Source organism: Paenibacillus sp. FSL R10-2782 (assembly GCF_038592985.1).
GTDB classification, from domain to species: domain Bacteria; phylum Bacillota; class Bacilli; order Paenibacillales; family Paenibacillaceae; genus Paenibacillus; species Paenibacillus terrae_C.
This window is the reverse complement of sequence record NZ_CP151951.1, coordinates 2,313,254-2,334,549: the sequence shown is the minus strand read 5'-3', so window position 1 is coordinate 2,334,549 and position 21,296 is coordinate 2,313,254. Positions and strand designations below refer to the sequence as shown.

Sequence of the window (21,296 nt, the reverse complement as noted above, 5' to 3'; positions counted from 1 at the left end):
AAAACAGATCGTTCTATTTTTCTATTGAAAATACTGTATTGCTTAGTCCAATAATTTCTTGTGAATTATATCCGCAATGTCCTTCGCACTGTACTCCCTACCATCCAGATATGACCATTGATCTGTAATTTCACTGGTATTTGAATCATCCAGTAATACCAACAGTAAGCTGTCCTTCTGCTCCGAAAGTTGCTTTGTTCGTATGCCACCCCATTCTACTTGGGTCCACTTTTTCTTTGTATAAGAAGCTGAGTGGAATACCACTGTATATTTACACTGATTAACATATACATCGGTTAGATATCTGTACAAGTCATTTCCCCATATTTGGGCTACCTCATCCTTGTCATAAAAATAGCGAATCTCGGTTTTCCTAATATGATGAAGCACCATTTCTACAAAAGCACGATCTTCATTTACGAATGACAGACCAACATCATATTTTTTATCCTGCTTTGAGTTATGTTCTGAAGATTGTGCTGATGTGGATACTTGTTGCCCAACAACACTGCTATTTTGTACAGTTCCACCTGTAATCATGACCCCATTGTTAACTATAGAACCAAATTTCATAGCCTACACAGCTCCTTCAAATTTAATTTCTCATTTGTTCGTTCACTTTTACAAACGTATTTTGAAAAATTCCTTTACCAGCTATTTGAGAGTTGTTAATTTGTCCTCCACCTGTAACCATGACTCCATTATTTACAATCACATTCTCTCGTGCTTTAAACTCTCTTGTATCCACATTAACTTCTTCAAGATACTCGAGAATACTTTGTAAAAGCCTTTTCTCTATTCTTTTTCTATACATATCCACATCCGATTCCTGAAAGAAATTATGCAACTTATGATCTGCTGCGAGTTCTCTTATGCTCTTTCTAGCCCCATAGTTAAAAATTTGATTGTGTTTAATTTCCGTACGTGTCATCTCTTTTTTATAAGATTGAGCTACAAATTCATTAAACCCACGAAATACACCACCAATAGATTTAAAAAGTCCTGTAAATGTTGGGATAATGGAAGATAAAATGCTCTTTATAATAAAAGGTACTGGAATATCAGAGCCATGCTTATCTATTGCATAAAATTCCTTTTTCAAAGGGGGTAACAGATAATTCTGCATTTCTACAAACAGATTTTGTGGTGTAAAGTGTACTCTAAAAAATGTGCTGAACACAAAATCTCCGTCCCACGCTGTAACTTGAATCGATTTATAGAAGCGAACATGCTCTTCTTCTAGCTCTGTGTATTCTTGCAAAAATTTCGCATCAATCATTCTCTTAGGAGAACTCATTTCTTTCTTCAGGAACCTTGAATCATTCCTGATTTTACTGCCATCTACATAAAGAGCATTTGCAGTAGTCATGTGAGAAATACTTAGCTCTTTCATTTTGCTATCAATGTATGTATACAGATCAGCGTTGTTAAGTTTGATGTATTCGTCCGAATTTTTGATTTTTGTTTCTGCTAAAAAAGACCATCCTGATAAGCGATTACCAGCTCCTACAAATGGTGAATCCCCTCCGAAATAGATTACGTTGCCTTCCTGATTCATCTCCTCCATTTTTTTCGAAAAATCATTCCCTATCTCTTTGAGATCAGGTGCTTTGTCACTTGAAATATTTTCTGAAGAAAGCTTGTTTGTTACATACCAGTAAGGATATATTCTAAATCCAATGTTAACTAGAAAGGATAAGAATAACGGCCAAGAAATCAATAAATCTGTAAAAATCGCCGTAACAAACCATCCTAAAAGAAATAATAAAGCGCAATCCATAAAAAAGTCCCGTTTTTTTGCCTGTATACATTGAACAGCAACTTTAGCAATATCTGCTCCATAGCTAGGAGCTACAAAGCAGTAACGATTATAAACGATTTGTTCTAATACCTTTTGTCGAAAATTTCGATCTAGTTCTGCAGCAGCACATAAATAACGCGTTATCCCCGTTTTCATTAGTTATTTAGAACCCCTTTTCATATTTATACAAACTTTAGTACTATATCATTATGTTGAAGCATGTAATATTTTGTCAACCTAAATTTTCTTCATAAGATAAATTTTTGCACAAAAAAGCGGCTCCCCCTCAGGAGAACCGCTATATAACCGTAGTTACGGCTTATTTAACATGTAATGATCCTGCGCTCAGTATTCCTGCTACACGCTGAGAGTCGAAAATACGGGAAAGCTCCTCGACTGCCGTCAAGTACAACAGCCCGTTGCCTTCCAGCTTGGCAGAATGGCCGAGTGGAATGGTGCGTTTGATCAGTTGGGCGTATAGCTCCGGCTCGGTGAGATTCCGTTCAAAGCTCGCGTTCGCCAACTGCTTAATCAGTGCCAAAGCACCTGCTACATGCGGGGTAGCCATTGAAGTACCGCTGAAGGTCGCATATTTGCCGCCCGGAACGGTAGACAGAATATCTTCTCCCGGCGCAACCAAATCCACCTCATTATTGGAGTTGCTGAAATCGGAAGCATGTCTGTCAAAGTTTACAGCGCCTACGCTGATCACCTCGTTATAGCAGCCGGGATAGCCCAGTTCGTCCGTTCTGTCGTCACCGTCTCCCTCATTACCTGCTGCGCAGACGACCAAAATTTGGTTCGCTACCGCCTTCTGCACCGCTTCATGAAGCTCAGGCACATCCTCGGGGCCGCCAAGCGACATCGAGATGATGTCTGCTTTTTGCTCAATCGCATAATGAATGCCCTGAATGATCCAGTCGTATTGACCGGAGCCTTGCTTGTTCAGGACCTTGATAATGAGCAAATCCGCCTCCGGGGCGACACCCACCACACCATCTCCATTTTCTGCTGCCGCGATTGTGCCTGCTACATGCGTACCGTGACCGTTGTAATCCGTGAAAATGTTTGGATCACTGTCATCATCATCCGTGAAGTTCCGGCCACCAATAATGCGTTCCTTCAAATCAGGATGGTCCGCATCACAGCCCGTATCCAGTACTGCCACCTTCACTCCCTGGCCTCGGGCTCGGCTCCACACCGCAGGGGCCTGAATCAGTTCCACCCCTCGCGGTATTTCATTCACCTGTTGCTCCTGCTTGATCACTTGGTAAGGAATGATATGCACTTTACGTTCCATCCTATTCCCTCCTTCATGGATTCAATCGGAAACCATCCGTCTTTAAAACTTTCAAAACCGAAACTTTCAAAACCTCTACTGAAACTCTTGTTTGAGGTTACTATATTCTAGCAATTTTTGAAAAGTTTGAACATCCCCTTTTGTTTATTTTTGTAAAAAAATAGACATCCCCCATATCCATGGAGAATGCCTATGTTAAAAGAGCCAGAGCAACTACAGCTTCAAATGTCAGCCTGACAACGAATCCGCTTGAAGCTCAGCCTTGGACAACAGCGACTTGTGCTGCCATTTCCGACCTTTCCAGCGCAGATAGTGGAAAATGCCTCGTACCCATTCATCACAGGCATGTGCAATCCACACCCCAAGCACACCATATCCCAGATGAATGCCCAGCACATATGCCAACGGAATTTTGATCCCCCACATCGAGATGATCGCCATCATCAGCGGAAACTGTACATCCCCCGCCGCCCGCAAGGAGTTAATGACGACATGATTGAACACACGGCCTGGCTCCAGCAGTATACAGAACAGCAAAATCGCTGCCCCCAGTTGAATAATCGCCGGCTCATCCGTAAAGATCGCCATCACTTCATACCGGAAAAAGGATACCACCACGATCACCGCAATCGTAATGACCAGCGACCATTTCAGGCTGCGCAGTAGTTGGTGATATGCCTTTTCCTTATCTCCTGCACCTATCAGGCGAGCAACAATAATTTCCGTCCCCTCACCCACTGCCATTCCGAACACCATAAAAAAGTACACTATCGTATTCGTATAAAAATGAGTAGCAATCGCCGTTGTGCCCATGAAGCTAACAAACCGGGTCACCATCATTTGGCTGAGTTGATAAGACAACCATTCCAGTCCCGCCGGGATGCCGATTTTCAGGATGGCCACCAGCTTGCTCCATTGAAGCTGTACATAATACTGGAGGCGAATCGGCGCACTTACACGTTTGTACAACAATATAAAAATCCAGACACAGGCTACAGCACGACTAATCACTGTTGAAATCGCTGCTCCGGCCACGCCCATTTGCGGCAGACCCAACCAGCCATAAATCAGCAACGCATTCCCCACAATATGCAAAATGTTCATACCAATGCCCACGATCATCGTATCTTTCGTAAAACCGTGTGAACGAATCACCGGACCTGCGGTTAGCATAAGCGCTTCCAGAAACAGCGAACCCCCTGCCAGCATCATATAGATCTCGGCATTTTCCTTAATCGTCGGGGTAATATGGTAAAAGGACAGCAGAAAATCCCGGCTCACAATAAACATCAAGCTCAGCGCCAAACCGAATATCAGATTGAAGGTCAGGGCAGAGGCCGTAACACGGCTCGCATCCACATGCTTTTGTGCACCCAATAGCTGAGCGATGATGACACCTACTCCAAGACCAAGCAGATTGAACAAAATAATCGTAAATTCAATCAGTTGTCTCGACACACCCACAGCCGACACAACCTCGTCCGACACATGGCTCAGCATGAACGTATCCACACTACCCATCAAAATATGAAACAGCATTTCTATAAAGATCGGCCAAGTGATTGCAAAAACTGTCATCGTTTTCACAACTTGTGCTTGCTTGGAGCCGTTTTCCTGCGAAAGTGACATACTTATGTATTCCTCCCAGATGTGAACCCTGTATATTACTCAACCATAAAAAGTCATGTGCTTTTTCTCATTTTTATAATATTCCAGGCGATCCTGCAATTGCCCTGTATGGAATTCAAACTTATGTCCGTCCGGATCTGTAAAATAGACTGACCTTTTGTCCTGTTCATTCCGCTCTCGTCCGGGCAAAATTGTGACATTGAAAGCTCTCAGCTTGTTAAGCATATCCTCAAAATCCGCTTCCGCTACCGAAAATGCAACATGCGTATAGGAATGATGAATTTCATTTCTCGGGATATCCTCCTCCACATTGAGAGCCAGCCACATGCCCAGGCAGTCCAGATAAGCCAGCTTACGTCCTTTGACAAGCAGCTTTCCATCTAATACATTTTGATAAAAATATATCGACTTCTCCAAATCTGACACCGAAAAGCAAATATGATTCCATCCTTGTATACTCATATTCCCTATTCCTTTCAGCGAACCCTGTTCAGGCAATAAGTCCACGCTTCTGTATATTGATCGAGATCTTTTAGGTGGTGCCGAATGCAGGTAGCTATTCGAAAGTATAATCCCTGTAGCACTTCCCTGTTCAGCTCGTAACTCCTACCACCGGATCATTCTGCTTGGTCACATGTCGCGGCCTGATTCCGTCCATGATGGCAGTCACTTCGCTTGAGGTTCCTCCAGTCAGGGATTTGAGTTCTTGCATATGGCCTTCAGTATACCTGCTTCCTGAAGCTCCTTTAAGATCAGTTGAACATCCATCAAAAGCCTCCCCTCCATCCATGCCTCTGATTCACTACGCGACTGACGCTGGGATTCATCGCTATGATTCAATCCGTTCGCCAGTCGCACCTGCTTTAAAAATAAATCTTTTCATGCTCCGCATAAATTTCAAGCGCACGCTCCATTTTATGGACATATTCCTCATCCTGACTGGTACACAGGAACGTAATGTGTCCCTCCTGCGATTGACCTGCTTTTGCCGGAGGTACCAGCAAATTGCGTTCAGACAACACCTGTTTTAATCGTCTGACCGTTCCCTGACTCCCGTCGATTAGCTGAATATGGGAAGGCAGCAACCCCTTCAAGATCTCCTTATAAAAAGGATAGTGAGTACATCCCAAAACGACTGTACCGTATAAGTTCAGATCGAACGCAGCAAGCTTACCGTTAAAATATTCGGCCAATACTGCCCGGTCAAAATTTAACTGCTCACAATAATGCACCAGCTCGGGCAAAGGCAACGAATCCACACTTCCATGATCATCAACTCTGGACACTAGCGCTGCATAACCGGATTGTTTTAATGTCAACGGCGTGGCTAACACCAGCACTCTTTTACCATTCGCTCGATTCATCTCCACCGCAGGCTTCACGGCAGGCTCCATACCAATGATCGGAATATGATATTCGTTCCTCAGCTCTGCAACCGCTATGCTCGTGGCTGTATTACAGGCAATGACCAGCGCCTTAACATCCTCTTTTAAAATCGTTTGTACCGAAGCCTTGACGTATCCGCACACCTCCTGCGGTGTTTTCGTCCCGTAAGGAACATGAAGCGTATCCGCCAAGTATACAAAATTTTCGTTTGGCAGCCGTCGGAAGGCCTCAGATAATACCGTAATTCCACCCAATCCTGAATCAAAAAAACCAATCTTCAAGCTACTCACCTTTTTTCGTTCATCTGTTGTGTCTATCCTGTTGACAATATAATTTCATTCTTTGCCTATGGAATCCATTCTTCCAATCGGCTTATACTTAAATTTTACCGCAAAACTGATATTTTGCAAAAGAAACACATAAATTTTATAGTGTAAAAAATAAAGTAGCTTGTTAAAATAAATTTAATATAAAAGTGTTGACAGATATTATCTTTATATTGTAATATTACGAGGTAAATGACTTACTTAACTTACCTAGGGGGAAATAAATCATGTCTAAAGTACTATTTGTCAAAGCTAACGATCGTACAGCCGAAGAATCCGCAACCGTTAAATTGTATAACGCCTTCGTGGAAAGCTACAAAGCTTCCCATCCATCCGATGAAATCACTGAACTGGACCTGTTCTCCGTCGAGCTTCCTTATTTGAACGCCAACATGATTAACGGCACGTTCAAATCCGCTAGAGGCTTGGAGCTGAACGCTGAAGAAGCTCGCCTGGCGGGCGTAGCTAACGGCTACCTTGATCAATTCCTGGCAGCAGACAAAGTCGTATTCGCTTTCCCGCTTTGGAACATGACGATTCCAGCTGTACTGCATACTTACATTGACTACCTGAACCAAGCTGGTAAAACGTTCAAATACACTGCTGAGGGTCCAGTTGGTCTCGTAACTGAAACGAAAGTAGCCCTGTTGAATGCAAGAGGCGGTGTATACTCCGAAGGCCCTGCTGCTGCTGCTGAAATGTCTTTGAACTACATGAGCAACATCTTATCCTTCTTCGGTGTGAAAGACATCGTGAAGGTTGTACTGGAAGGACATAACCAAGCTCCAGATCAAGCACAAGCCATTGTTGAAGCCGCTGTACAAAGTGCAACAGAAGCTGCAAAATCGTTCTAATCCTATATATATGAACAGAAGAGGATATTCGCCCCTTGGTGGGAGGATATCCTCTTTTTTATTATAACGTATGAAAAACACGTGCTCCCCTGACATGAATCCAGTGAAAAGCACGTGTTTGTTATGCAATACCTTGTATGTTAAGGAATGAACTGCTGCACGATTTTAACGACCTTACCCTCACGCAACGTCACATGGTATGGAAATTGGCTGAGATCCAATACATCTTTTTTGGCAAAATCTTTTTCAAATTGTGCCAAAGGGATCGATTCGTTCCATTTTACATCTGTATCTTCTATACGACCTGTATGATCATAAATTTGTACCTCTACCGAAGCATCTGGCGCAACCTGATACACATCATTTTGCACAGAATTGTTTATGATGTAGTAACCGTCTGGTGCTCCATCCAACCCTGTGTTTCCTTCATGCTCCAGGAACGCCTTGTCTGCTGCCTTACCTTCATACCATTCAATTGGATCTGCCGACAAATAGATTTGTCCGTTACGCATCTCCATTTGGTTTATATATACGGTCTCCTGATTTTCGGCAGGTACTACGGGCGTGTAGCCTTGTGCTGTTGCTCCCGCCGCCGTCATATGCATCATCATTAAAGCCAATACTATCCATTTCGAAGCTAGTCTCATCATGTCTGATCTCTCCTTACCGTCTGGGTATGTACACGGTGTCTGTAAGCTTCATTACCCTTATGAACTTACTATAAACGTTGTAAGGTTAAAAAGTGTATCAGAACCATAAAAAAGAAGTTACGATTTTTTAAGACTTGGTCTTAAAACTTGCTTACATGTCCCATTTACGGCTTATTATTTGATCAATCCGACCTGACGCGCCTGTTCTTCGGTGAGAATAAACTCTTCATTTTGCCACACCTCGTCCTCTTTGGTTACAGCGAACATGCCCATGATCTCTGTCCAGATTCCTTTGTCGGCGGCTTCCTTTTGCGTAATGATAATTTTCATGCAAATCCCTCCCCTTGTAAAATATATTCAATCCGCAAGCTTGTCCTGAATTTGCTTAATCATTGTCTGTTTATAACATATGTACCCTTTTTCAGCCGAAATTATTCGTATCTTAAATTAGAAGAACATACAGAAAAACATGCTAATGAAGTGTTCATACGATCGTGCACCATAACAAGCCACCATCGAACTTCAATCAATGGTGGCAATAATCAGTATTAATATTCTATTTTTTGAACTGATGTGCTCCATGTTTCAAAAGGCAGCTTACTTTCGGGCGGGTATATTTGACTCATAATTATTGAACGATCTTCCATAGGCAAAGCAATTTGTTCATATATAAATTGGTCGTCAAATCCTATGATTGCTGCTTCTTCTTTTGTACATGCGTAGTAGACTGCATCAGGTCTTGCCCAATAAATGGCCCCAATACACATCGGGCATGGTTCACAGCTTGTATAGATCACACAACCATTTAATTGAAAATCATTTAAATGCTTACACGCTTCTCGTATAGCCTGTACTTCTGCATGTGCTGTAGGATCGCAGGACGAGGTAACTTCATTAACCCCTCTACCGATAATTTTTCCATCCTTAACTACAATGGCACCGAATGGGCCACCATGACCAGAAACAACATTTTGCTGGGCTAACTGGATTGCTTGATTCATTAAGTTTTCATTACTCACGGGATCATCCTCCTGCTATTCATTTCAAGGTCATTGTGAGTTTTAACCCTTGGTTCATGCCTTTTTCGACCACTCGCCAACAAATTCAGCCTTATCATAGGCAAAGAAGTCTTTCAGAATCTCTTCGCGATCATCAAGGAATAGCTGATCTGCCACTGCCGACGCGAGCTTGGGTATAGCAAATCTCATGCCAGAAATCGCAGAAGCCGAGAGCCCGCAACTGACCAAAGCAGCATAGTTAAAAGCAAAAAGTCCATTCAGCAGTTTTGGGTCCTTGTCATCGCGGCTCAAGAAAGCAAAGCCCGGACTCAAATAAGGATGTGCATCAAGCAAAGGATTAGCTACCGCTTTCGGGGCCTTATAGCGGTCTTCCCAGCGCGCAATGTGGCTTTCGACAAGCCTCAACTCCGGTCGCAAAGCTGGATCGGAGAGGAGACCTGTGCTGATAACGAGAAAATCGAAGGTGAATTTACCTTGAGGCACAGTCACTGTCGCCCCTTCGTCCGCAGCCTCCACATCAAGCCAGGGCGCACCCAAATGCAATTGGAAACCGGGCCACGAAACCGCACGTTCAAAGGTGTCATTGGTCGGCGGCTGACTGTGCTTGAAAAAATGGGCGATCACCGCATATTTCTCGGCATCCGACAGCGTAGCAAACCGTTCAATCATGCCGGACAATTCCATCTGACGGATCGGGTTGATCCTAGGCAGTTCCTTTCGGCGGACAAAAATATGGACCTCAGCCACTCCTTCCGCTAGTGCGAAATTGGCATTATCAAAGGCCGAAGCCCCACCACCCAATATAGCGATTCTCTTGCCTTTCAGCGAATCAAAGTCGATGATTTCCGAGGTGTGGGCATATAGGTGGTGCGGCAGTTTATCAGCAATCACGGGCGGAACATACCATTCTCCACCGCCCTGAATACCGGTGGCCAACACAACCTTGCGTGACAGCAATTGAGTAGATGGCGCTCTCACCCCTTCGATATACAGGCGATGAACCCCACCCTCCACGGGCTCGATCAGCTTCAGCCTGACCTCATTAAGGACAGGCAGATCAAGGACCTTTCGATACCAGCGCAAGTAATTCATCCAGTCGCCCCGCGGAATCTTGACCACCTCTTCCCAGCCTTTCTGCCCGGCTTGTGCCTCCCACCAGGAGCGAAAGGTCAGCGAAGAAATCCCCAGGTCGATGGAGGTCAAAAACTTGGGTGTTCTCAACGTCACCATGCGGGCATAGGTTTCCCACGGTCCTTCGGAGCCTTCCTTGTTTTCGTCGATAACGAGAATGTTGGAAACACGTTCTCGCAAAAGGCCGAAGGCTGCGCCCAAGCCGCATTGTCCGCCGCCGACGATCACAACGTCATAGACATGCCCCTCAGGATGGCTCAGTGGGCGAACCCAGTTAGGTCCCCTGAAGTTGAGATACGAAAGATCGGTTATTACTCGTTCGTTTAAAGCCTCTAGGCTCATGATTGCTCATTCCTTTCAGCGGTAGGTAAGACGAAAGAGAGAGCGATCGGGCTGACGACCATGACCTTGGTTCCGATTACCGGTTTATTCATACGTATTCGCCATTCTGCCATAAACGTCCAATGCGGCCTGCGAAGCAGCTCCGATATGAACGGGGACGCGATGACGGAGCAATACAGCCTCAAGCGCTCCAAGCAAGTGCAGCACATTTTTTTTATTGCAGCTATATCCCATAGTGCCAATCCGCCATATTTTCCCTTTGAGCGACCCGAACGAGCTGGCGATTTCAATGCCGAATTCGTGAAGAAGCATCGTCCGAACAGATTCGCCGTCAACGCCGTCCGGTATATTTACGCACGTAACCATCGGCATCTTGCAGCCAGGATCGCCGAACAGCGTTAATCCCATCGCACGAATTCCAGCCACCAATGCCGCTTCATGCTCCAGATGGCGGGCAAAACGCTGCTCCAACCCTTCTTCCAATACGAGACGCAAGCCTTCCCGCAGGGCGTACAGCATCGAAGTCGCTTCGGTATGATGGTTTAATCGGACTGGACTCCAATAGTCCTGAAGCTGGCTTAAATCCAGATAATTACTTTGAATTCCTTTACCGCTCCAACCGGTTTCCGTCTGGGGATCGCGCAACCCACGTTCGATTCGTTTTCGCTTCAATATTTTCGCTTCTGCTCGCTCATTATAGGTAACAGGTGCCATGCCTGCCGGAACGGAAAGACATTTTTGTGTTCCTCCGATCACAGCATCCAGCATCCACTCATCCGTCGCAACCTTCGTTCCACCGACCGTCGCAACCGCATCGACGACGAGAAGAACATCCAACTCCCGGCAAGCCTTCCCTATTTCCTTCAGCGGCTGCATACTTCCTGTCGAGGTCTCGCCGTGGACGATCGCCACAATATGCGGACGCTCTTGACGGATCCTTTTCACCACTTGTTCCGGATCAAAGACTTGCCCCCATTCCTGCTCTATGGTAGAGATCTCGGCTCCGCAGCGTTCCGCAATTTCTACCAACAAATGGCCGAATCTGCCGTAGATCGGAACCAATACACGTTCTCCGGGTTCAATTAAGCTCGTCAGCACAGCTTCGATACCGGAACGAGATGTGCCGTCAACCGAAAATGCCCAGTGATTGTTCGTTTGGAACAACGCCCTGATCATGTCCATCGTTTCATTCATGATGTCGGTAAATTCTGGATCAAACTGCCCCAAGATCGGAAACGACATCGCCCGCAGCACACGCGGATCCACCTCCACCGGTCCGGGGGTCATGATTGTACGAGGGGACGGTGACAGATCACGATACGTTTTCAAAGCGCTCCCCCCTGTCATAGGCCAATACATACAAGAAATCGGTTAGGACGGAAACACCAGCAGCAAGCTCCTTCGTGGACGTGTATTCATCGGGAGAGTGGCTGATGCCGCCGCGGCTAGGAACAAATACGAGTGCGGTTGGACAGACGGACTGCATCACTTGCGTATCGTGACCGGCACCGCTGAACATGCTGAGAAAGCTCAAATTTCTATGCATACAAATATGTTCCACCATTCGAGTCAGTTCTACGTCCATCATGACCGGCTCTGCGTTCATCCATTGGCTGAGAGCCAGCATAAGCCCCCGTCTGGCTGCAACTTCTTCGAAGCTTATTTTCACGGCTTGACAAAAAGCGGATAATTCCATAGATTCCGAATGCCGCACATCAAGCGTAAACGTGACTTTGCCGGGAATCACGTTAGATAAACCAGGGATCACTTCCAAGCTTCCTACGGTCGCTACCATCGGGGAGCCGTAGCTTTGCGCCAGCCCTTCGAGCAACTGAACCATTTCGGATACGCCCGCAAGCGCATCTCGCCGCAAGGCCATCGGCGTCGTTCCTGCATGATTTGCTTCACCTGTGACCTCGCACGTAAACCGCCTTTGCCCGACAATGCCTTTGACCACCCCAATCCCCTTCTCTTCCCGTTCAAGAACCTTTCCCTGCTCGATATGAAGCTCGATAAACGCTTGGATATCGTCCCGTTTTGCAGCGCGCCCCGCCTTGGAACCAAATCCTGCCGACATCATCGCTTCCCTTAGACTAACGCCTTCGGAGTCGCATATTTCTGGTACTTGATCGACCGAATAACGTCCTGAAACATTACCTGAACCCCAATATGTTAACGGAAATCGGCTTCCTTCTTCTTCACAGAACGAGACGATCTCAAGGTTGCATTTCGGCCTTCCGTATCGTTCCAATAAAAACTGAAGAGCTGCTAACCCTGCGGCAATGCCGAAAGCCCCGTCATATTTGCCTCCATTTATGACGGTATCTATATGGGAGCCTGTCAGAATCGTTCCCCGATTCGGTTCCGTTCCTTCAATTCGTCCATAAAGGTTCCCCACTTCATCAAAGTACACCTTAAGTCCAGCTTGCTGCATCCTGTCGTTTAGAGCCGTTTGCGCTTGTTTCCAGGAATTCGAGTATAGAAACCGGGTAATACCTCCCCCGCCGTCTGCACCATATTCGGATAACCAATGCAATGTTTCTTCGATAGAAGCAGCTAATCGGTTGATATCCGGCAGCTCTTGCAGTAAGCGTGGTATGACATTGTTCATTACCTATCCCCCCTTTACATATGAATGAATGGATGCAGCAGCATTCCCTTTCTCGACAGCGAAACTCCTTCGCCCAACCTATATACCACTTCACCACGGCATAAAGTGGCAGTTACCCGGCAGTTCAATTGCCTACCAACATAAGGACTATGCTTATGACGGTAATACAAATCATTCGCGGCCAAGGTATACGGACTGTTCAAGTTGAAAATCGTCAAATCTGCGTCCATTCCTATTTGAATCGTGCCTTTATGGGGAAATAGACCAAAACGGCGGGCCGGATTTTCAGACAGCAGCCGAGATAACAAGGGTAAAGGAATCTTTCGTTTCAGGTGTCCTTCATCCAGAATCAGTTCCATCGAGCTCTGTGCTCCGGAAATGCCTCCCCAAGCTTGAAACCAGTCGTCGGATCGCTTTAACTCGGTCGGACACGGTGAATGATCCGAAGCGATCATGTCTATCTTCCCGGCAGCAATTGCCTTCCACATCTCTTCCCGTTCCGCTTCGGACCGGAGCGGCGGGGCACATTTCGAAATGGTTCCGAGGGACCCCATATCATCACAGGTCAGCATCAAGTAATGCGGACAAGTTTCCAACGTAACATTCATGCCTGTGCGTTTTGCCTGATCAATCAGCTCTACGGCTTGAGGATTGCTAATATGCACGAAATGCAGCGCGCAACCTGTTTGCTTCGCATAAAACAGTGCACGATGAACGGCTTCCAATTCCGCAAGTACCGGCCGTGATGCCGCATAATCGCGAAACCCGGTTTTGCCAGCATGCTGTGCTTCAGCGCCAAGCCCCGCTACCAGCGGCTCACTTTCTGCATGAAGGGCAAGAATACCGCCAATTGCAGCAATTCGCTGCATCCCCTCGTATAAGGTAACATCATCGACTCCCCGGAAAATGTCCTCTCCTTCTCCTCCCGGGTCGGACATAAAGGCTTTGAATCCGGCAACTCCTGCCTCTGCCAAAGCTTCTAGTGATTTCAGATTTCCTGGTACAAGTCCTCCCCAGAATGCGTAATCAATGTACGACTGACCATAGGCCAAAGCCGATTTTTGATTTAATGCGCTTAATGAAGTTGTAGGCGGCCGGCCATTTAGAGGCATGTCAATGTAGGCGGTGCATCCGCCTACAGCGAGCGATGCCGATCCACTGACAAAACCTTCCCAATTACCTAATGCCGGCTCGTTGAAATGAACATGAACATCTATCATTCCAGGCAGTACAAACTGTCCGCTTGCATCAATGACTTTGCATTCCTGCGATGGCTCCAGCAATTGCCGGAGTACGTGGATTTTTCCATTTTTAATTCCGATATCGAGAACATATACCCCATCTGGCAAAACGACTTGGCCTCCACGTATGATAACCTCCAGACACTCCGTCATAATCCATGCACCCACTTAACAAAAAATACAGTATTTTGTTTCAATTAATCAGCTTCCCCGGTACGTGCTGTAGCCGCCAGGAGCTACAAGCAGCGGAACATGATAATGGCTGCCCGCATCACTCACACCGAAACGAATCGGAATGCACTCCAGAAAAGGGGGTTCTTTCCCGGCCAAGCCCTTCTCCCGAAAATATTCGGCAACGTAAAAAAACAGCTCATACTGCCCCACCTTCAACTCGCCGCATGACAGCAGAGGCGCATCCAGGCGTCCGTCCGCATCGGTTACGACAGAACGCAGCAGCCTCCGTCCCTCCTCACCGTCGATTTCCCACAGCTCGAGCTTCATTCCGGACGCCGGTGTGCCGCATGACACATCGAGCACGTGGGTAGTTAATTTTCCGTCGTTAGGGCTCGTAATCAAGTCGCTTAATCGAAATTGGGCAATCTTGAATACTTCCTTCAAGGCCAGGATTCTCTCTTTATCCCATTCGCCACCAAGCCGTTTGCCCAAGGCAGCATAAATCGAATCTGTATTCAGGCCACGTACGGCTATAATGAAAGGAAATCCGAATTTATCCTTGTAGGCCTGATTGCTAGCCCTAAATTGTTCATAATCCTCTGGAGAAAGCTCATCTAGGCCAGCGCCCCGCTGCTCATTAACTGAGATCTCCGTCATTTTCAGCTTGCCAGCAAGATCAGGGTGAGCGCAGAGCAGGGCAAGTTGTTCATCAAGCGCAGATTGCTCCACCGCTTCTTCCAATTTACTGGACAATTGCCCAAAAGAAGAAAAAGGACGGGATATCCATGCGCGTTCCGCCACCCAAGGCGAGTGCTCGAACACCCATCCCAGCGCATCGACAAACTGCTCTCTATTCATTCGATTAATAGAATCCAAGGTTAATTTCATTTTGCTCCCCTTCATATGCTTCTGCAGTTGTTATTTTTGCCATTGTGACACTTTTCCAATTTTCGAGAATTTCCTTTAGGCTGTATAGGACCTGCCGAGCCCCATCTCGCTAAGAAGCTGCCGGTAAGCGATAGAGGTGCGATCTGCCGGAATATGGACCTCTGCTTGCAAATCGAGTGGCAAATCCTCTGGAGTCTGCGCTTCTACCATCTCTCGATCTTCCTGAAACACTTGTAAATTGAACTTGATGGTATCTTCAACGGATGCATCTTTATCAAAATTTCGTGAAATCGGACAAAATAACCGGGTGTAGCGGGCCGATACTGGGCAGGCACAGTTCAGGATCATTAGCTTGCCGTCGTTCGGAAAGTAGACCGTAAGCGAAGCCGCGAACGGAGGAAATACGCGAAATTCGCGAAGCCATTTAAAGCCTTCCGGGACCAGATTGTCCTGACCTTTGCCGTAATTGCTAACCGTGCTCCAATATTCGGCAAGCAAGCCGCTGCCTTCGCGCTTGACGGTGTACTGAGGCACAAACGGGTTATCACGGTCTCCGAAGGTATCGGTATGCACAAAGGCGAAGTGCGATACATCCAGGAAGCCTTCCATCTGGCGCCCTGCCGAACCTGCAATGTCGAAGCTCGGCGGTAGCACGTTCAGGTAATCCGGGTCATCCCATCCCGGAAACTCGGGAATTTGCACATCGCTGGACGTAAGAGATGTCCAGATCAGACCGTACCGCTCTACTACGGGATACGTGATCAATTTCAGCTTAGGCGAAATTTTGGCGTCGGGATGCGCCGGAACTGATGTGCATTTGCCCTCGCAGTTGTAACGAAGTCCGTGATATGGGCAAACAATTTCTCCGTTTTCAACCCACCCCTTGCTAAGGGGAGCACCTCGGTGGAAGCAAAGGTCACGGGCGACAACCAACTTGCCGTTGCTACGGTAGCATACGAGCTTCACATCAAGCAGCTTTACGCCAACCGGTTTATCCGTGATTTCGCTTGCCTGCGCCACCGGGTACCAATATTGAGCCAACACCTGCCAATCCTCCGGAGTGAACGTGCAATCCCGCGGAAATTGAACCTCAGAATGGTTATTTTTGGCTTTAGGTACCATCATGGCACTCTCCTTATCCGTAAATTGATTTTATAGTCTAGTGTTCTTTGAAGAGACAACCGAAACGTCGCTGCCGTAGGTCACACCCAGCTCTTTCAGCCACCCCCGGTAAGCAATGCTGACTTGGTCCGCCTTCAAATGAAGCTCGGCCTGTAAGTCGAGAGGAAGTTCCTCCGGCTTCTGGCTTTCTACAATTCCCGCGTCCTGCTCGATCACCCGTTTCTGAAAATCCCGAAAATATTCGTCAGACTGATCTAATGCGTAATTTCTAGAAATAAGTGCAAAAACAGTTGTTTTTCTCTCTTCGTGGGGAAGCGCCGTAAATAACATGGATAGAATCTGGTTGTTTTCATAGTTCACTTTTTTGAGTCTTGCTGTCATAGGCCGCAAAATTTCAAACGTATAGTAAATCGTTGCGTAATTTCCCGAGCCGTCCGCATCAGCGTAAATGGCGATTTCGTCGGAAACGTAGCGGTTTTCATGCCAATAAACGCTGTAATGTGGTATTTCAGGAAAATCAGAGTCGCCCAATAGTCTGTCGTGAACGAAAGCCAAATGACTTGCATCCAGAAAATTTTCAACGACTCTCGGCGCAGTTGCATGCAGGATATACGGCTCCGCATGTACGGTTTGAAAAGTTGAATCCTCATATTCCCCATAAAAGGGGACCGGATCTTCGTTCCCGGAACCAGCATCAAGTTTCACCCAGATGATGCCGTATTGCTCCGTGCAGGAATAAACCACTGCTTTAGCTTTAGGAGGAATGGTTTGTCCTGCTGGCTGCTGAGGGATTTTGACGCATTTTCCTTCCGCATCATACTTCCAGCCGTGGTAAGGACAAACGATACAATCGTCTGTCACTTTGCCCAGCGACAACGCCGCCCCCCGGTGTATGCATAAATCTTTAAATGCCTGAACTCCGTCCCGGGTTCGAAAAAGGACGACCCTCTCTTCCAAAATCGTAACAGGTACCGGTTCGCTTCCGATATCCTGAGAATAAACTGCTGCTATCCAATCTTTTGCCAATATGTGATCTTTCATCATAGTCACCTTCTCCTTTTAAGATCCGGAGCGTTGCCCGTTCGCCTTTACGAGCAAATCCTTTAAATCGCTGCGTGCATACACTCTGGTACCGATCCGAAGCTCATCCTCCAGTTCCAAGGTATTCACCACCACCGATCGGCTGGAGTTCAGAAGAATTTTGCCACGTTCATTGGCATAACAAATTGGTAAACTCCACGTAAAGTACCCGCACTGCAAATTTTTAGGTTCATTGATGTTCGCTTCACATATGTTATATTTAATTACATATAATTCGTTTATTTTTTTATTATATGACTAACTCAGAAAATGTGTCAATATAATTAACATTAAAAGAATTATAAGCGGAAATAACGACCCTGAATCCCTTAAACTTCAAACATTAATGTTATTAAATATAACATTAATGTTTGCGAAAAACTTCACACGCTCATACATGCCAATTGCGGAAGAAGATAAACCTGCTTTATCAGCAAAAACCTTTCAGAACAGATCCTGTCCTAATTTTATATAACTTTATTTAACACTAAATTATAGATTTTTTTCTATGTTTCGATCGAGATCATGTCAGATAATATTCATTAATCAACTGAAATAAGGTGCGTGCCAATGAGTAAAGAGAAGCTAAATAAAAGCGAGATGGCAAAACTTCGTGGAATATCCGTGGACACACTGAGGTATTATGACAAGATTGATTTGTTCAAACTGCAAATTACACTCTTACAGATCAGCCAGACGAGGCCTGCTATGAAATCCAGATTCTTGTTGCACAGATGGTGTGATTCCCACAATAGTACTTACATAAAATCAAAAGGGACTCACATAAGTGAGCCCCGGATTGCTATACGGAAAAGTAAAAAGGCTGTACGCATACTGGCTTGGAGACAGTTACTTGTTGTCCCGTGTAGGTCAGTCGTCCACTAGCCTTGTCCACTTTGAACGTAACGATGTTATTCGTATCGCGGTTAGCTACGAGCATATGATCACCGTTTGGAGTCAAAGCAAAATGACGTGGATGCTCTCCTTCGGCAGAAACATGCTCTACCAAGCTCAGCTTGCCTGTTGCAGCGTCTACAGCGAACACTACGATGCTGTCATGCCCACGGTTGGAGCCGTACACATAAGCACCATCCTCCGAAATAGCAATCTCAGCGGTTGTGTTTTCGCCCGTAAAATCAGATGGCAAAGTCGGTACGCTCTCAAGCTCGGTAAGCTTGCCTGCTTCTGCGTCATACGCAAAAGATGTAATCGAAGAATCCACCTCATTAATAACAAAAGCAAATTTACTGTTCGGATGGAACGTCAAGTGACGTGGGCCTGCCCCTGCATGGGTTTTCGTTTCGCCATGAAGCACCAGTTGTCCTTTACTGTCATCAATGGTGTAGACACGGATCAGATCCAGGCCGAGGTCTTGTACGAACAGGAAACGACCATCAGGGCTAAAGAAGCTGGAGTGTGGATGCGGACGATCCTGACGCTCAGGATGCGCTCCCTTGCCTTCATGCTGTTTAACATCCAGCAACTCGCCGATACGGCCATCCTCGGTTAGAGACACCAGTCCCACCATTCCTCCGTGGTAGCTGACTACGATCAGGTAGCGATCGGATGGATCACGCTGAATGTGACAGGTTGTTGCGCCAACGTTTTCCGCCCGGTTAAGCAATGTAAATGTCCCTTTGACCGGATCAATTTCAAAAGCAGCAGCTTCGCCCACCTTCGCTCCAGCAGTAGAAGTCGTTTCTCCAATGGAATACAGCTTCCGGTTCTTCACGTCTACGTTCAGGAAGGTTGGATTTTTCAATCCGGAGAACTCATCCTGTAATGTAAGAACCCCTGTCTCTTCATTAAAAGTGTACGCATAAACTCCGCTGCCTTCCAATTCGGCGTAAGAGCCTGCGAAAACGAGCAATTTTTGTTGTGCTGTCATGGTTGTGTCCTCCTCAAATTAGAAAAATAATGGGCAATTGGAATGATTGCTCCTGGTTCAAATAGCGCTAAGAGGCGCGATCCACGACGGGCTCTGTAGATAAAGCCACATTTCCCGCTACGGCACGCGAGATCATGCAAGAGCTCTCTGCCTGCTCTGCCAGCCGCAATGCTTGTTCGATCTGCGATTCTGTCGCATCGGCGGCCAAATGAACTCGCGGACGATGGATAATTCGACGATATGTAAAAATATTGTTCGTTACATCGACAATGCCTTCGGATTCCAGCGCCAGTGAAGCCACCGGAAGACCCGCACGCTCCATCATCGCCGCCAATGTAATCAAATAGCAGGTCGCGGCAGCGCCTAGCAGCATTTCATCCGGATTGGTGCCCACACCGGGACCGCCCATCTCCGCCGGGATCGAAATCGCTGTCCGCAGCTGTCCGGCCTCCATATGGCCATCGCTGTTGCGCCCCCCGTTCCAGTCTGCCTTGAGCAGAAAGGTATGCTCCATTTCAGGTCACTCCTCTCTCTTATATTATGAATCTTTATAGAGGTGAATGTAAAGGTTAGTCGATCTCCCGATTCTTCGTTTCGGTCCCCAGCAACCATACCACCGCCGCTCCAATCAGAATCGCTCCGAAGAAAATGACAAAGATAGATTGCAACGCCATGCCCTGTCCGACCAGCATTCCGACCAGAAAAGGTCCGATCACGCCACCAATACGGCCAAATGCAGCCGCCATACCCACACCAGTAGAACGGACCGCTGTTGGGTACAATTCCGGGGTATAGGCATACATGGCTCCCCACGCGCCGAGATTGAAAAAGGACAAGCAGATACCAGCAGCCAGCAGCATTCCTGCCGTTTCCGAGGTACCGAACCAAATAGCGGACACCGCCGTTAGCAGTAAATAGACGATCAGCACGAATTTGCGGCCCAGCTTTTCAATCAGATATGCCGCAGTAAAATATCCTGGCAATTGCGCCAGCGTCATGATCAGGACATACTCAAAGCTTTTAACCAGTTCAAAACCCTTCATAAACATAATGCTTGGCAGCCACAGAAACATTCCGTAATAGGAAAATACAACCGTAAACCATAAAATCCACAGCATTAGCGTGGACTTGCGGTTCGGCCCTGCCCAAATGGAAGCCAGTCTTTCACGCAGTGGAAGCTTGACACTCTGCTGCTTGTATCGTGGTGAATCCTCTACCGCTTTGCGTAAATAAAGGGCGTACAGGGCTGGTACTGCGCCGAGAATAAAAGCCATCTGCCAGCCGTACTTTGGAATAACAAAATAGGCAATAAGCGCTGAAAGAATCCAACCCGCGGCCCAAAAGCTTTCCAACAAAACGACCGCTTTTCCCCGTTCCTGAACCGGCACTGATTCCGACACCAGCGTCGAAGCTACAGGCAATTCCCCTCCCAAGCCTACGCCCGCAATAAAGCGCAGCACCAGCAGTACACCGAGCCCAGTCGCCAAAGCTGACAAGCCGCTTGCAATAGAAAAGATCAACAGCGTCCACACTAATATTGCACGCCTGCCGTAGCGATCAGCCAAAATCCCCGCTAAAGCGGCCCCGAACACCATTCCTATCGAATTCATCGCAGTCAATAGACCAACCTGCTCTGATCCCAAATGCCACTCCTTAGCCAGCGCTGCGGCTATGAACGAAAGCAACCCAACGTCCATGGCATCAAAGAGCCAACTGAGTCCTGCGCTAAACAGCAGCTTTCGCTTTTTGGATGGTGGTAATGAAGTCAATTCACTCATGATTCGCTCTCCCTTAAAAATGCATCATATATAGCCGTATATTCAGGTGTCTTGTCACCTGTAGCTTAGCATCTAT

The 21,296-nt window shown here is 46.7% G+C and carries 20 protein-coding genes; 1 reads left to right on the top strand and 19 read right to left on the bottom strand.

Annotated elements, in window-relative coordinates; translation table 11 throughout:
- Positions 1 to 42: 42 nt before the first annotated feature.
- The 6 genes from NST83_RS10895 to murI form a co-directional block, all read right to left on the bottom strand.
- Entirely contained in the window at positions 43 to 573 is a 531-nt protein-coding gene (locus tag NST83_RS10895) for a TIR domain-containing protein (protein ID WP_342417577.1), read from the bottom strand.
- A 22-nt stretch (positions 574 to 595) separates the two neighbouring features.
- Positions 596 to 1,957, bottom strand: a complete 1,362-nt coding sequence (locus NST83_RS10890; protein WP_342417576.1) for a hypothetical protein — start codon at positions 1,955 to 1,957, stop codon at positions 596 to 598.
- A gap of 163 nt (positions 1,958 to 2,120) precedes the next feature.
- Positions 2,121 to 3,101, bottom strand: a complete 981-nt coding sequence (locus NST83_RS10885; RefSeq protein WP_342417575.1) for a S8 family peptidase — start codon at positions 3,099 to 3,101, stop codon at positions 2,121 to 2,123.
- Between the two features lie 228 nt (positions 3,102 to 3,329).
- Complete coding sequence (locus NST83_RS10880; protein ID WP_137062866.1) at positions 3,330 to 4,730, bottom strand: MATE family efflux transporter; 1,401 nt, start codon at positions 4,728 to 4,730, stop codon at positions 3,330 to 3,332.
- A 39-nt stretch (positions 4,731 to 4,769) separates the two neighbouring features.
- On the bottom strand, positions 4,770 to 5,192 hold the full coding sequence (fosB, locus tag NST83_RS10875; RefSeq protein WP_342417574.1) for a metallothiol transferase FosB: 423 nt from the start codon (positions 5,190 to 5,192) through the stop codon (positions 4,770 to 4,772).
- Positions 5,193 to 5,593: 401 nt separating this feature from the next.
- Positions 5,594 to 6,397 carry a glutamate racemase gene (murI, locus tag NST83_RS10870; protein ID WP_342417573.1) on the bottom strand — a complete coding sequence of 268 codons (804 nt, stop codon included), beginning with the start codon at positions 6,395 to 6,397 and terminating at the stop codon, positions 5,594 to 5,596.
- A gap of 272 nt (positions 6,398 to 6,669) precedes the next feature.
- Between murI and NST83_RS10865 the strand changes: the two genes are divergently transcribed.
- Positions 6,670 to 7,296: an FMN-dependent NADH-azoreductase gene (locus NST83_RS10865; protein ID WP_342417572.1), complete on the top strand. Its 627-nt coding sequence runs from the start codon at positions 6,670 to 6,672 to the stop codon at positions 7,294 to 7,296.
- A 140-nt stretch (positions 7,297 to 7,436) separates the two neighbouring features.
- Here the strand turns inward: NST83_RS10865 and NST83_RS10860 are convergent, their stop codons facing one another.
- From NST83_RS10860 to NST83_RS10800, 13 genes are all read right to left on the bottom strand, one after another.
- Entirely contained in the window at positions 7,437 to 7,946 is a 510-nt protein-coding gene (locus NST83_RS10860; RefSeq protein ID WP_342417571.1) for a hypothetical protein, read from the bottom strand.
- Positions 7,947 to 8,120: 174 nt separating this feature from the next.
- Positions 8,121 to 8,276: a hypothetical protein gene (locus NST83_RS10855; RefSeq protein ID WP_170970838.1), complete on the bottom strand. Its 156-nt coding sequence runs from the start codon at positions 8,274 to 8,276 to the stop codon at positions 8,121 to 8,123.
- A 218-nt stretch (positions 8,277 to 8,494) separates the two neighbouring features.
- Complete coding sequence (locus tag NST83_RS10850; protein ID WP_342417923.1) at positions 8,495 to 8,947, bottom strand: nucleoside deaminase; 453 nt, start codon at positions 8,945 to 8,947, stop codon at positions 8,495 to 8,497.
- A 72-nt stretch (positions 8,948 to 9,019) separates the two neighbouring features.
- Positions 9,020 to 10,438, bottom strand: a complete 1,419-nt coding sequence (locus NST83_RS10845; protein ID WP_342417570.1) for an NAD(P)/FAD-dependent oxidoreductase — start codon at positions 10,436 to 10,438, stop codon at positions 9,020 to 9,022.
- Positions 10,439 to 10,522: 84 nt separating this feature from the next.
- Entirely contained in the window at positions 10,523 to 11,767 is a 1,245-nt protein-coding gene (locus NST83_RS10840) for an alanine--glyoxylate aminotransferase family protein (RefSeq protein ID WP_342417569.1), read from the bottom strand.
- Positions 11,751 to 13,049: an allantoate deiminase gene (gene allC, locus NST83_RS10835; RefSeq protein WP_342417568.1), complete on the bottom strand. Its 1,299-nt coding sequence runs from the start codon at positions 13,047 to 13,049 to the stop codon at positions 11,751 to 11,753. The genes NST83_RS10840 and allC overlap by 17 nt, the downstream gene beginning before the upstream one ends.
- Positions 13,050 to 13,063: 14 nt before the next feature.
- On the bottom strand, positions 13,064 to 14,443 hold the full coding sequence (locus NST83_RS10830) for an allantoinase (RefSeq protein ID WP_342417567.1): 1,380 nt from the start codon (positions 14,441 to 14,443) through the stop codon (positions 13,064 to 13,066).
- 48 nt (positions 14,444 to 14,491) lie between these two features.
- A complete protein-coding gene (gene uraD / locus NST83_RS10825; protein ID WP_342417566.1) occupies positions 14,492 to 15,352 on the bottom strand; it encodes a 2-oxo-4-hydroxy-4-carboxy-5-ureidoimidazoline decarboxylase in 861 nt (286 codons plus the stop codon).
- 75 nt (positions 15,353 to 15,427) lie between these two features.
- Positions 15,428 to 16,474 (bottom strand): aromatic ring-hydroxylating dioxygenase subunit alpha, encoded by a 1,047-nt coding sequence (locus NST83_RS10820; protein WP_342417922.1) that lies wholly within the window; start codon positions 16,472 to 16,474, stop codon positions 15,428 to 15,430.
- A 30-nt stretch (positions 16,475 to 16,504) separates the two neighbouring features.
- The gene (locus tag NST83_RS10815; protein ID WP_342417565.1) at positions 16,505 to 17,518 is read right to left on the bottom strand and encodes an aromatic ring-hydroxylating dioxygenase subunit alpha; all 1,014 of its coding nucleotides are present in this window, start codon (positions 17,516 to 17,518) and stop codon (positions 16,505 to 16,507) included.
- An 838-nt stretch (positions 17,519 to 18,356) separates the two neighbouring features.
- Entirely contained in the window at positions 18,357 to 19,442 is a 1,086-nt protein-coding gene (locus tag NST83_RS10810) for a lactonase family protein (RefSeq protein WP_342417564.1), read from the bottom strand.
- 67 nt (positions 19,443 to 19,509) lie between these two features.
- Complete coding sequence (locus NST83_RS10805; protein ID WP_342417563.1) at positions 19,510 to 19,956, bottom strand: OsmC family protein; 447 nt, start codon at positions 19,954 to 19,956, stop codon at positions 19,510 to 19,512.
- Positions 19,957 to 20,011: 55 nt separating this feature from the next.
- The gene (locus NST83_RS10800) at positions 20,012 to 21,220 is read right to left on the bottom strand and encodes an MFS transporter (protein ID WP_342417562.1); all 1,209 of its coding nucleotides are present in this window, start codon (positions 21,218 to 21,220) and stop codon (positions 20,012 to 20,014) included.
- Positions 21,221 to 21,296 lie beyond the last annotated feature (76 nt).